This window comes from Ruminococcus flavefaciens (assembly GCF_900143025.1).
Taxonomy (GTDB): domain Bacteria; phylum Bacillota; class Clostridia; order Oscillospirales; family Ruminococcaceae; genus Ruminococcus; species Ruminococcus flavefaciens_I.
Genome location: NZ_FRCT01000002.1, coordinates 228,869 through 241,408, shown reverse-complemented (window position 1 = coordinate 241,408; position 12,540 = coordinate 228,869). Strand labels below are relative to the sequence as shown.

Genomic DNA, 12,540 nt, shown 5'->3' with positions numbered 1-12,540 from the left:
AAATAAAGTTATATATCTAAACAAAATTAGCACTTGATTTTTCATTTAAATTATACTAAAATATAAGAGAGAATACAATAGCAAGGAATGATTTTTTTGAGAAAAATTTTATCTGCCATAGCTTTTGCAGCAGCTGCGGGACTCTTATTCAGCGGCTGTTCGCCAAAAAGCACCGGCAAGGAAAAACGTGAGGAGACTACAAGTCAGCCCTTTACCGAGCGTGAGGTCGAAGCAGCTGAAGGTACATATATTTTTGATAAAGCCAATATCCTTGATGCAGACACGATAAAAGCCTGCAACGACTATGCAGGCTGGCTATACAAGGAAAAGCTTATAAATGCAGCTGTCATAACCGTGAACGATCTTGAAGGAAAGCTGCCATATGATTATGCTGCCGAGGAATTCAATAGGCTGTATGAAGGAAAGGGAAGCGGCCTGATTGTTCTTATAAACAATGATACAAATTATGATTCTATATTCAGATCAGGTTCATGTCTGAGCTGTATATCGGATAAGGATGAATATAATGCAGTATACTGGGAAACTAAAGAGGTGTTCAAGGGGGACTATCGTTCTGCGATAATGCGCCTTTTACAGTTAGGCGAGCTTTGTCCCTTGCACGTTGTAGACAATGCACAGGTATTTGATTCGGTACAACTGGATAAAATCGAGAAATCCCTTAGTTCCTGCAAAGAAGACGTAACACTTATCGCTTCACATAATAGTTCCGATACACCTAATGAACAGATACTTCAGCAGTACTATGACCGCAAGTATAAAAATGATAAAGGCATTATGTTCCTTCTTGATACGATATCCGGAAAGATAATTACCCATTCATCTGAAAATATCTCATCTGACATTGAAAAGGCACTTAAAGACGCTGATGCTTTATCATCGAAAGGGGATTATTACGGAGCTGTCAGCAAAATACTTGATGCTCTGAAAAAATAGATCGACTGATCTAATACAGCCATTACATAAAATGTTAAACAAAAATGATAACCGTTCTTATAAGGAGCTGATCTCTTATGCCGCCTGTTGGAGGACCTCGCGGAATGGGATACCTTACAGAAGAGGAAAAGAAAAACCGACCAAAGGTCACTAAAGAACTTCTGAAAAGGATCTTTTCGTATTTAAAACCATACTGGAAACAAATGATGATAGTTCTCGTTGCTATCGTCATATCTTCTACACTTACTCTTTTACCGTCTGTCCTTACAGGTAAAATAATTGATGAAGGACTCATCGGCAGAAGCCTTAAAAAGCTTATTTTCTTTATCGTTCTGTCCCTTGCAGTTACCCTCGGTGCAAATCTTATAGGTGTACTCGAAAGCTATATGAACACATGGATAGCTCAGCATATAACCTATGATATGCGCAACAAAATGTACCTGCACCTTCAAAAGATGTCACAAAGATTTTTTACTTCCAATAATCAGGGTGACATTATAACCCGAATGACCAGTGATATTTCCGGAGTACAGCAGATAATAACCAATACCCTTACAAGTATCCTTTCAAATTCTATAACGCTGATAGTTGCGATGATCGTAATGTTCAGGCAGAATTGGATACTTGCAATAGTAGGAATACTTGTTGTTCCGCTGTTTGCTATCCCTACAAGAAGCGCCGGAAAAACAAGATGGTCAATAACAAAAGAGTCTCAGGCCTGCAGTGACGAAATAAACGGTATCCTTAATGAAACTATGTCAGTAAGCGGACAGCTTCTTGTTAAGCTTTTCGGTATGGAAAAGACAGAATACGAGAAATATGAAAATGTCAACCGCAAAATGATAAAGCTAAATATACGTGAAGGTATGGCAGGACGCTGGTTCAGAGTAGCTCTTACAACCTTTTCGAGTATAGGACCGATGCTGATATATCTTGCAGGCGGAATACTTATGATGAAGTTCGACTCTGATCTTACAGTCGGCGATATTACAGTACTTGTAGCGCTTCTCGGCAAAATGTACGGCCCTGTAAACCAACTTCTCAATATTCAGGTGGACTGGATACGTTCAATGGCAATGTTTACGCGTATTTTCGAGTATTACGATATGCCTGTGGAGATCGAGAATGCTCCTGATGCAGTTATACCTACAGAAGCTCCAAAGGGTAGGGTAGAGTTCAGAAATGTTGGCTTTTATTATGATAAGGAACGTCAGATACTCAGCGATATCAACTTTTCTCTTGAAAGCGGAAAATGCATAGCAGTTGTCGGACCTTCAGGTTCAGGCAAAAGCACCCTTGTAAATCTTATTCCGCGTCTTTACGACGTTACGGCAGGAACAGTACTTTTTGACGGTATGGACGTAAGAAAACTCGATCTCGCTTATCTGCGCAGTCATATAGGCATAGTAAGTCAGGAAACTTACCTTTTCAACGGAACTATCCGCGAAAATCTTCTTTACGCAAAGCCTGACGCTACTGAAGAAGAGCTTATAAACGCCTGCAAACAGGCTAACATATACGAATTTGTAGAAAAACAGGAAAACGGACTTGATACCGTAGTCGGCAACAGAGGTCTGAAGCTTTCCGGCGGTGAAAAACAGCGCATTTCAATTGCTCGTGTTCTGTTAAAAGATCCTGCACTAATGATATTTGATGAAGCTACATCAGCTCTCGACTCGATTTCCGAACAGAAAATACAGGACGCCATAGAGCCGCTTATATCTTCAAGAACAAGTATTCTTATCGCACACAGATTGTCGACTATTCTTGCGGCAGATGAGATACTTGTCATCAAGGACGGTGTTATATCCGAAAGAGGTACACACAGTGAGCTTGTAAATCGCGGAGGAGTTTATACAGAACTATATAAAACTCAGTTCAGCAAAGCAGAAACCGGAACAGAACGTTTTGAATATACAGAAGGTGAAGACTGACCTTCACTATCATACAGAAAGGAAGGATAAACAATGAGTGAAAAGGACTTTTATATCGAAGCATTTGACAATCTCCCTGCACTTGCCGACAACAGCGAGTCGGTAAAGGAGAAGTTTTCACACGTTTTCTATGATTTTTTACAGCTTTCTCATCTTTACGATTCTGCTATAGAAGTCGTAAAAACATATCTTGGCATACTTGACAACGAATTCAGTGTTAAATTTCAGAGAAATCCCATACACAACATTGAAAGCCGATTAAAGTCTCCACAGTCAATAATAGGCAAGCTTCAGAAAAAGGATCTTCCCATATCGACAGATGCTGCAAGGAAGAATCTTCTTGATCTTGCAGGTATCAGAGTGACCTGTTATTATATAACAGATATTTACGCTATCGTAGAAATGCTTTCAAGGCGTGATGATTTTACCGTGATAAAACGTAAGGATTATATAAAAAATCCTAAGCCAAGCGGTTACAGAAGCTATCATATGATACTCAATGTGCCTGTTTATCTGTCAACTCACAAGGAATACGCCCCCGTAGAGATACAGATCCGCACTATGGCTATGGATTTCTGGGCAAGCCTTGAACATCAGCTCAAATACAAGACCTCATCTGATATACCTCCTGAGATATCGGCAGAGCTTAAAGAGTGTGCCGAAAGGATCGCACAGACAGATATTCAGATGCAAAACATCTATATGCAGATAAAGGATATGGAATAATGTTAAAGCTCATCGGTTTCGATGAGCTTTTTCGTCAAATAATTACTTAAAAAAATCTGATTTACAAAAAAATACCCGTTCACATATGCTCCAACTGATGTTATAATATAAATGTCATAAGACGTTCAAACAAAAGAAGGGAGCACAAAAATGTTCGGGATAGTAAAAAGAATAAAACACGAGGTGATCGACAAAACGACCTATATGGAGATCTTTGGCGATAATAAGGTAGCATACAGGGTATTAAGCGGACGAATGAGGATATTTGAAGACGAAGTCATTACATACGGTGTAGAAGTAATAGATCACAGAAACGGTCAGAAAGAACTTATTGCTGATTTTTCAAGAAATATCGAAGATGCCGTAGCATTTGCCGAGCAGCTTATAAGTCAGAAAACAAAACCATGCCAGCTTTACAGCAAGGCTCTTGATTTCCTGAGAGTGTCCATATAAAAAAATTGCTTTTTAGGTATGGACAAATCTATCTTTTTATGATATAATATCAAATTGAATGGTTAATAGCCATATCTGAAAGGAGAGATCGTAATGGCTGAACTGAAATATGAGATCACAGAAAAATTAGGTGTTCTTTCTGAGAACGCTAAAGGCTGGACAAAAGAGCTTAATATGGTAAGCTGGAACGAACACGAGCCCAAGTATGATATACGCGAATGGTCACCCGATCATTCAAGAATGGGCAAGGGCGTTACTCTTACAGCTGATGAGCTTGCAGAGCTTAAAGAGCTTCTTGCAGGAATTGATCTTGATTCTTTTGAATAAGCATAAAAAAGCAGCTCAATGAGCTGCTTTTTTTCATTTCATTACTGTTTTTACACCAAAATAAATAAGTACAAGTATTCCAAGCACTATTCGATACCAGCCGAAAATCTTGAAGTCGTGCTTTTTAATGTAATCCATGAGGAACTTGATAACAAATATTGATACTAAAAACGCAACTGCCATGCCTACAATAAGTACTGCAAGCTCACTTCCTGTAAAATCAAATCCGAACTTTACAAGCTTTAACAGACTTGCTCCGAACATTACAGGAATAGCAAGATAGAAAGTAAATTCAGCGGCTACAGTACGTGAAACTCCGATAAGAAGTGCACCGACTATAGTAGCGCCCGAACGTGAAGTTCCCGGGAAAACAGCAGCTATAAGCTGGAAAGCTCCTATTATCAAAGCTGCATTGAAAGTAAGCTCTGCGATGGTGTTTATCTTTGCTTTTTTTCCTTTGTTTGCATTTTCAACAAATATAAATGCAATACCGAATACTATAAGTGCTATAGCAACCGTCCACGGATTGTAGAAGTGTTCATCAATCCAGTCATCAAATAAAAAGCCAACAACTGCAGCAGGTATGCAGGCAACAAGTACCTTGAACCACATCATGAATATATCCGTTTTTATCATCTGTCCGAAAGGTGACTTATTAAGCGGATGCTGATTATCCTTCTTTCCAAAAGGCCATAGCTTTTTCCAGAAAATAACGACAACAGCCATAATCGCACCAAGCTGTATAACAACATCGAACATTTCCTTGAATTCTTCGGATTTATCAAGCTTCAGAAACTCCCCAACGAGGATAAGATGACCTGTACTGCTTATAGGAAGCCATTCTGTGATGCCCTCTACAATACCGAGTATAATTGTTTTGATTATCTCCCAAATCATTATGTATATTTCCTTTCATATAAAATACAGATGATATTATAGCACATTTATAGTTGCGTGTCAAATGTCAGAGTCGTGATTTCTCATTAGTTTGAATTTTCTTTTTGAAAAAGTCAGTACTCCCGAATTTTTCAGCCTCGTTATCTCACGCTGAAGTGCGCTTCGGTTGACACAGAGATAATCAGATAAAGCTGTTGTCGAGAAAGGTATCTGTGGAGTTCTGCCCTTTGGCGTTTTTTCTTCAATAATGCTGAGACAGCTTATGAGCTTATCTTCAATAGTACGCTGGCTGAGAACTTCTATTCGCTCATTAAGAGAAATAGCTTTTTCCGACATAAGCTCAAGAAGGTTTTCTACAACCTTTGAATGACATTGACAAGCATTCTCACATCTCTTTGTGATTTCGGATCTTCTTACGAACATAATTTCGCAGTCAGTTTCTGCAATTATTTCAATACTGCTTCGCTGAGAAGCGGTAAACGTGAAGTATACTCCGAATACGCTTTGTTCTTCAAGTGATTCCATTATTGATCTTACACCGTTTATATCATATCTTACCATTACAGCCGTACCATTCAAAACAATTCCAAGCTTATCGGGATTATCGGAATAATCCATGATCCTGCCGCCTGATTTGAAAAGTTTTATTTCCGCATTGAAGCAGTCTATCATTCTTCGGCAGTCCTTTGACTCGATTCCTTTAAACAATATGTTATTTTCCGGTAACATAAAAACTCCTTTGTGTTGCATTTGCAACAGATTTTTCTTTTCATTTATGATACAATATATTCAGACAAAAGTCAACACTATTCTAATGGAGGTCATTACAATGAAGGTAAATGTTATAGGTGAACAGCTTTCACAGGACGAGATCAACGCATACATTGATTATGGCAAGAAGAAATACAGTGACAGAGAAATTCTCGGAATGACTGTAAAGACAGACGGTGACTACGTCGATCTCCAGTATGATTTTGCAAAAGATATCCCTTTTGACAGAATAAGAAGGATCACAGGATATCTTGTAGGTACTCTTGACCGTTTCAATGACGGAAAACGTGCCGAAGAGCATGACAGAGTAAAACATTCTGTATAATCGTCTGTTGCTGCGGTACAACACCGTTCTCAGACTTTTAAAAATAATTAAACGGAGGTAATTAACATGAAAACATACGTATGTCCTATTTGCGGTTACGTTCACGAAGGAGATGCACCACCTGAAAAATGTCCACAGTGCGGTGTTCCGGGGGCAAAATTCATAGAAAAAGAAGCTGGTGAAAAGCTTGTTTTTGCTTGTGAGCATGAACTCGGAATTGCTAAGGCTGTAACAGATACTGAAATAATCGAAGGACTCCGTTCAAACTTTAACGGTGAATGTACAGAAGTAGGTATGTATCTTGCAATGGCAAGAGTAGCATATAGAGAAGGATATCCTGAGATAGGAGCATATTGGGAGAAGGCTGCTTACGAAGAAGCAGAGCACGCTGCAAAGTTTGCTGAACTGCTTGGTGAGGTACTTTCTTCTTCTACAAAGGAAAACCTCGAAAAGAGAGTTGCTGCTGAGCATGGTGCTACAGAAGGCAAGCTCAAGCTTGCTAAAAGAGCAAAGGAACTCAATCTTGATGCTATACATGATACAGTTCACGAAATGGCAAAAGATGAAGCTCGCCACGGCAAAGCATTTGAAGGACTTCTCAAGAGATATTTCGGCTGATAATACTAAAAAACTGACGCTGCATCTGCACCGTCAGTTTTTATTTATAAAGAGCGATTATCACGTAAACTAAAATGCCTGTATCTCGATGTTTAACCGAAATACAGGCATAAATAAAAGTGGTGAGACATGAGGGATTTGAACCCTCGACCCTACGCTTAAAAGGCGTATGCTCTACCGACTGAGCTAATGTCTCACAACAAAATTAATTATATCAAATTTACGCTCAATTGTCAAGCAGTTTTCAGTATTTTTATGTTAGAGCCAATAAATCAAACTTTAATATGTATTTTTAGTATAAAACGACGTTTTTAAATATTACTCTTGACTTTTTATACGGTACATGATATAATATTTAAGTCGTCAAGTGATGTGCTTGTAGCTCAGCTGGATAGAGTGACTGGCTACGAACCAGTAGGTCGGGGGTTCGAATCCCTCCAGGCACGCCATACGACAAACCTCACGTTTAAACGTGAGGTTTTTTGTTTTATACGAATTATGACTTGCCTTGACAAAAGTAAGTTAAATGGGTATAATAAATAAGTATATTACAATAGGAGGGATTTACATGAAAAAAAAACACGTCCCATTTATTGCGTCGGCTGTAATTGCTGTCGGAATGTTCTCGTGCAGTTTTTCTGCATACGCAACAACAGTTGATGATGTTGCAGCAGTTGCAAGATCGTACGGATATTCGGAAGAAGATATACAGGCAGGATATAATGAATACTATTCGCATCCGGATGATTACCCGTCGGAGCGACTTGATTTAGCTATTGAAAAGCTTAATGAAGCAGGAGCACAAATAATCACAACGGGTCAGCAGATACCTGCTCCCGAAGTTACAACAACCGTTGCTGTAAACAATGATGAAAACGATCAGCCTGCTGACGATCCGAGTTTTATCACAGTGACCGCAAGTGACGGCTCTACTTTTAAAAGAATAAGCCGTGAAGCTTTTATCAAAATGTCATATGATGAAAAAATGACGTATTTACGTACATTCACCCCATTTCAGCAGCAGGCTTTCATAGACGATCTGAGTCCTGAAGAATACAGAAGTCTTATTAAGCAAAGTCCTGCCGAGCAGAAGGTACAGATAGTTGACAAGCTTTCTAAGGCAGCTGAAGAAATGGGACTTAATATCACCGTTGATGAGCTTACCGATGATTCTCTTACCCTTGCAATGCGTAATGATAAGGGAGAGCTTGTAAACGTCTCAACAGCCGGTGCAAATGTTGAAGATACAGGATATGACCGCAGAGGTATTCTTGCAGCAGCAGGAGGACTGATAGGTATAGCTCTTACGGCAGCATATTTTTTGATGCGTCGTATCAAAGCCGAGGAAACGGAGTAATAAATGGACAAAAAAACAAAAAAAGGGAATACTCTCATTCATATATTAACCCCTTTTATTCTGCTCTTTCTATGCGTCGGAATATTAATGATAGTCCTTATAAAGCCTTCAGACAAGCTTAAAGTTTATGTCAATCTTGCATTTATGGACGATCTTAAAAACACTCCGGAAGCAGCCGGCTCAGGGCTTGTTTTAAGAGATAACGATATTGTTGAGGATTACAGCGGTGAAACCTTTGATGAAGGTGAAGTGATACGCCCGAAGTTCGGTGAAATGTATGCTGTTATGAAGTGCTCTGCATTTGATATCTCGCTCCCTGTATACTGGGGAAGCAGCTCAGAGCTTTTTGAGCATGGTGCTTGCCAGTCATCAGGCTCTGTTATAATCGGAGAAACAGGAAATACCGTTATAAGCGCCCATGAAGACACATTTTTCTCAGAGCTTTATAAGCTGAAAAAGGGTGATACAGTTACTTTGAATACTACTTACGGAGAATTCAGATATAAAGTCACCGAGAATATCTCCTTCAATAAAAATGACGGAAAATATGTAACTCCTTCCAAAGAGGCTAAGCTTACTCTTTACACCTGCAAGCGTAACGTACTCGGAAGCGCAGATGAACGAATCGGAGTTATCTGCGAACCTACAGAGAAAAAATTCTATAAAAAAGCAGGGGAGGCGATGACAAATTGAAAAAAGCCACAGCATATCTTTTCTCACTTATTTTTTCAGTAATTCTTGTTTTCATGCTCATCGCAGGCTCTGCAGTTCTTCTTGTTGATATAAATGTTTCGGAGAAAAAGCTCAACGACCTTTCCTTAAAGGAAGGGCTCGAGTCAAAGATATATACTGAGATTGAAAAATATTACTCCGACAAGTATAATACAACAGGTATTCCTGCTGATGTTTATATGAGTGCAATTGACAAGTCATATATAATCTCCTGTGAAAAAGCTTATATCAAAGCAGCGTTTGATTCTCTCAAAAACCGCAGCAAAATGAAAGTCTCACTTCCTAAGAATAAAAAACTTGAAGAAAACATTGACAGCTTCTTCAATGATTTTGCTGATAAAAACGATTATAAAAAAGATGATAAATTTGAATTAAAGCTAAGAACAAGCAAGGATGAAGCTTATTCATCTATCGGTTCATTCTGTGATGTTTATAAGTTTTCAGCAATGAATAATCACGGAGTGCTCTCTAAGCTTTCAAAGGTGTATTCATACAGACTTATAATGACAGTTGCTGCTTTATCGGCAGTTATCGTTATTATCCTGCTTCTTGTTTTTATAAACAGAAGAAAAAAGATAACGACCATGTATTGGTGCGGAATATCCTCGCTTATCGCAGGTATAATCGGCGGCTGTCCGAGTGTATACCTGATCGCAACAAAGTTTTATGATTCTTTTTCAATAAAGCAGCCTGCTGTTTTTACAGCATTTACAAGTGCGATGTATAGATATACAGAAGCATTTATGGCTGTTCATATTGCTTTTGTGGTCATAGGAATAACAATGATAGTCATATATGGCGTTATTCACGACAAAAAGACCTATCCCGGTACAAAGCCTACAGAAATATGAATTCAGCAGCTGTTTTGCAGCTGCTTTTTCATTTATAAAAAATGAATTTTTTTCGCAGAAAACATTGACAAATTTGTATAAAAGGTGATATAATTTACTTATCGGATAACCGATCATGTCTTATTAAGGAGGAAGTATAATGGAATCAATCAAAAAGTACATTGCAGAAGTTATAGGAACATTTGTGCTTGTTCTTCTCGGCTGCGGAACAGCTATGCTCGTAGGCTGTGATGCTGTGAACGGAGGAGGATATATCCTTACAGCACTTGCATTTGGTCTTGTAATTGTAGGTATGGCATACTGCATCGGAAATATATCAGGATGTCATATCAATCCTGCTGTTTCTCTCGGAGTTCTTCTCAGCGGCGGAATGACATTTACTGATTTTATCGGCTATATTGTTTCACAGTGCGTAGGAGCTATCGCAGGCGCAGGCGTTTTAAAGGCAATATTCGACCTCGGTGATGTAGTTGACAAGACAGGCGGATACGGTTCAAACGGTCTTGGCGGCGTAAACGGAAGTGCCGGCGCAGGAATTCTCGTTGAGATACTTCTCACATTTATATTCGTTATGACTATTCTCGGTGTAACCTCAAAGAAGGCTAAACACGGCTCTTTCGGCGGACTTATAATCGGTCTCACACTTACACTGGTACACATTTTCGGAATAGGTCTCACAGGTACTTCCGTAAATCCTGCAAGAAGCCTTGGACCTGCTCTTTTAGCAGGCGGAGATGCTCTCAGTGATCTCTGGGTATTTATCGTAGGTCCATTTGCAGGTGCAATACTTGCAGCTTGTGTATACAAGTTCCTTGAATCATCAAACAAAAGCGTTCCTGAAAAGGCTCCTGCTCCAGTAAAAAACGTTTCAGCAAAGCCTGCTCAGAAGAAGAAAAAGAAGTGATTTAATGAAAGCTCCCTTTACGGGAGCTTTTCTTTTCGGCACTTTGTATCAATACAATGAGTAGTTTTCGTACAAAATATAGTTGACTAATAGTCGAATTTGTGATAAAATAATTGTATAAAGGTCTGCCTGTTGACGGATTGGAGGATAAATTCATGAAAAAAAATGCTTTTGAATATGTATGGACAGATAAAAAACGTTCTATTTTTGGTCTGCCGCTTACATTTACACGTTATTACCTTACAGAATCAAAATTTATAACGCGTACAGGCTTTCTGAATATCGACGAAGACGAGATAGATCTTTATAAGATTACAGATAAAAAAGTGAAGTATCCGTTTTTTCAGCGTCTTGTAAACTGCGGTACTATTATCATATACAGCCGTGACGCAGATACGCCTTCCAAGGAAGTACACTGTATAAAAAATGTAAGAAAGGTTTCTGAGCTTATTGATAAATATCTCAATATAATGCGCGATAAATACGGCATTAGAGGCAGAGATATGATGAGTATGCACGGTCACGAGCATTATGACGATTGTGATGATGTGCACGATCATGACGAAGATTATTAAGTTCAGAGGTGATTGGGAGAATGCTCTCGTTTATAACAGAAAAACAATCCAGCTGGGATAGGCTCAAAGCCGAAAAACGTCCTATTTTTATTTATGGTATGGGAGACGGCGCATTAAAGATAATGAACGTTTTCCGTGAAAAGAGTATAACTGTAGCAGGTATCTTTGCAAGTGATGATTTTGTACGCGGACATTCTTTCGAGGGCTACAGAGTCCATAAGCTTTCCGAAATAGAGGAAGCTGTTGAGGATTTTGTTGTTGTACTTGCTTTTGCAGCAGGTTATCAGGAGATCGTTGATAAGATACACATGATAGCTTCAAAGCACACTCTTTATGTTCCCGATGTCCCTGTAGTCGGCAGGGGACTGTTTACTTATGAATACTGTATGGAAAATGCTGATAAAATACAGCAGGTATATGACAGCCTTGCAGATGATTATTCAAGAAAGGTCTACGCTAACATCATTAATTTCAAGATAAGCGGCAAGATCGAATATTTGTCAGCAGTTACTTCTTCAAAGGCTGAGATATACAAAAAGATCATAAAGCCTAACCTTAATGAAGTTTATGTCGACCTCGGAGCTTATAACGGAGATACTATCAAGGAACTTCTTGAGTTCACTCATGGTAAATATGTTTCTATATATGCTCTTGAGCCTGATAAAAAGAACTTCAAGAAACTTGCTAAATTCGTTGACGGTATGTCCCATGTTTATGCATTTAATTCTGCTGCATGGTGTATAGATACAGAGCTTCCTTTCGCAGCTAAAGCAGGAAGACAGTCCGCCATTACAGCAAGCTCTGATAATATGGTCGGCGCACTTTCAGTTGACAGCGTGCTTGCTAAAAAGCCTGCAACTATAATAAAAATGGACGTTGAAGGTTTTGAACGTGAAGCAATATGGGGAGCCGCACTTACAATATCCCATTATGCACCAAAAATGATGGTATCTCTTTACCATAGAAATGAAGATATATTTGAGCTTCCACTGCTTATAAAAAAGCTCAATCCTTCGTATAAGCTGTATATCAGACATCAGCTTTATATTCCTGCATGGGAAACAAATCTTTACGCTACAGTATAATAATAAAGCGATAGACCAAAGTGCCTATCGC

General features: G+C 38.9%; 15 protein-coding genes and 2 tRNA genes. 14 read left to right on the top strand and 3 right to left on the bottom strand.

The genetic code is table 11. The features are described 5' to 3' along the window. Positions 1-96: 96 nt before the first annotated feature. The 5 genes from BUB28_RS03325 to BUB28_RS03305 all read left to right on the top strand — a co-directional run bounded on the left by BUB28_RS03325 (position 97) and on the right by BUB28_RS03305 (position 4,394). Positions 97-954 carry a TPM domain-containing protein gene (locus tag BUB28_RS03325; protein WP_072948723.1) on the top strand — a complete coding sequence of 286 codons (858 nt, stop codon included), beginning with the start codon at positions 97-99 and terminating at the stop codon, positions 952-954. A 77-nt stretch (positions 955-1,031) separates the two neighbouring features. Continuing rightward, entirely contained in the window at positions 1,032-2,888 is a 1,857-nt protein-coding gene (locus tag BUB28_RS03320; RefSeq protein ID WP_072948720.1) for an ABC transporter ATP-binding protein, read from the top strand. A 33-nt stretch (positions 2,889-2,921) separates the two neighbouring features. Beyond that, positions 2,922-3,614: a GTP pyrophosphokinase gene (locus BUB28_RS03315; protein ID WP_072948718.1), complete on the top strand. Its 693-nt coding sequence runs from the start codon at positions 2,922-2,924 to the stop codon at positions 3,612-3,614. A gap of 150 nt (positions 3,615-3,764) precedes the next feature. Continuing rightward, positions 3,765-4,067 (top strand): hypothetical protein, encoded by a 303-nt coding sequence (locus BUB28_RS03310; protein ID WP_072948715.1) that lies wholly within the window; start codon positions 3,765-3,767, stop codon positions 4,065-4,067. Between the two features lie 93 nt (positions 4,068-4,160). Beyond that, positions 4,161-4,394: a YdbC family protein gene (locus tag BUB28_RS03305; protein WP_028516597.1), complete on the top strand. Its 234-nt coding sequence runs from the start codon at positions 4,161-4,163 to the stop codon at positions 4,392-4,394. 33 nt (positions 4,395-4,427) lie between these two features. Here the strand turns inward: BUB28_RS03305 and BUB28_RS03300 are convergent, their stop codons facing one another. Both BUB28_RS03300 and BUB28_RS03295 read right to left on the bottom strand, forming a co-directional pair. Then, positions 4,428-5,291 carry an undecaprenyl-diphosphate phosphatase gene (locus BUB28_RS03300; RefSeq protein WP_431767968.1) on the bottom strand — a complete coding sequence of 288 codons (864 nt, stop codon included), beginning with the start codon at positions 5,289-5,291 and terminating at the stop codon, positions 4,428-4,430. 60 nt (positions 5,292-5,351) lie between these two features. Continuing rightward, the gene (locus tag BUB28_RS03295) at positions 5,352-5,999 is read right to left on the bottom strand and encodes a Crp/Fnr family transcriptional regulator (protein WP_242939921.1); all 648 of its coding nucleotides are present in this window, start codon (positions 5,997-5,999) and stop codon (positions 5,352-5,354) included. A 121-nt stretch (positions 6,000-6,120) separates the two neighbouring features. Between BUB28_RS03295 and nrdD the strand changes: the two genes are divergently transcribed. Beyond that, the gene (gene nrdD / locus BUB28_RS03290) at positions 6,121-6,387 is read left to right on the top strand and encodes an anaerobic ribonucleoside-triphosphate reductase (RefSeq protein WP_072948707.1); all 267 of its coding nucleotides are present in this window, start codon (positions 6,121-6,123) and stop codon (positions 6,385-6,387) included. Between the two features lie 66 nt (positions 6,388-6,453). Next, positions 6,454-7,005: an NADH peroxidase gene (locus tag BUB28_RS03285; RefSeq protein ID WP_072948705.1), complete on the top strand. Its 552-nt coding sequence runs from the start codon at positions 6,454-6,456 to the stop codon at positions 7,003-7,005. Positions 7,006-7,125: 120 nt separating this feature from the next. Here the strand turns inward: BUB28_RS03285 and BUB28_RS03280 are convergent. Continuing rightward, positions 7,126-7,201: transfer RNA gene (locus BUB28_RS03280), tRNA-Lys, on the bottom strand. Between the two features lie 176 nt (positions 7,202-7,377). Here BUB28_RS03280 and BUB28_RS03275 point away from each other — a divergent pair. The 7 genes from BUB28_RS03275 (at position 7,378) to BUB28_RS03245 (ending at position 12,509) form a co-directional block, all read left to right on the top strand. Next, a tRNA-Arg gene (locus tag BUB28_RS03275) sits at positions 7,378-7,454 on the top strand. Positions 7,455-7,573: 119 nt separating this feature from the next. Further along, positions 7,574-8,362, top strand: coding sequence for a hypothetical protein (locus BUB28_RS03270; protein WP_072948703.1), 789 nt, complete (start codon positions 7,574-7,576; stop codon positions 8,360-8,362). An 87-nt stretch (positions 8,363-8,449) separates the two neighbouring features. After that, on the top strand, positions 8,450-9,055 hold the full coding sequence (locus BUB28_RS03265; RefSeq protein ID WP_242939920.1) for a class D sortase: 606 nt from the start codon (positions 8,450-8,452) through the stop codon (positions 9,053-9,055). After that, positions 9,052-9,945 carry a hypothetical protein gene (locus tag BUB28_RS03260; RefSeq protein ID WP_072948698.1) on the top strand — a complete coding sequence of 298 codons (894 nt, stop codon included), beginning with the start codon at positions 9,052-9,054 and terminating at the stop codon, positions 9,943-9,945. Before BUB28_RS03265 ends, BUB28_RS03260 begins: the two co-directional genes overlap by 4 nt. Positions 9,946-10,084: 139 nt before the next feature. Then, complete coding sequence (locus BUB28_RS03255) at positions 10,085-10,849, top strand: MIP/aquaporin family protein (protein ID WP_072948696.1); 765 nt, start codon at positions 10,085-10,087, stop codon at positions 10,847-10,849. Positions 10,850-11,004: 155 nt separating this feature from the next. After that, positions 11,005-11,424, top strand: a complete 420-nt coding sequence (locus tag BUB28_RS03250) for a PH domain-containing protein (protein ID WP_072948694.1) — start codon at positions 11,005-11,007, stop codon at positions 11,422-11,424. Between the two features lie 20 nt (positions 11,425-11,444). Continuing rightward, positions 11,445-12,509, top strand: a complete 1,065-nt coding sequence (locus BUB28_RS03245; RefSeq protein WP_072948692.1) for an FkbM family methyltransferase — start codon at positions 11,445-11,447, stop codon at positions 12,507-12,509. Positions 12,510-12,540: the final 31 nt, after the last annotated feature.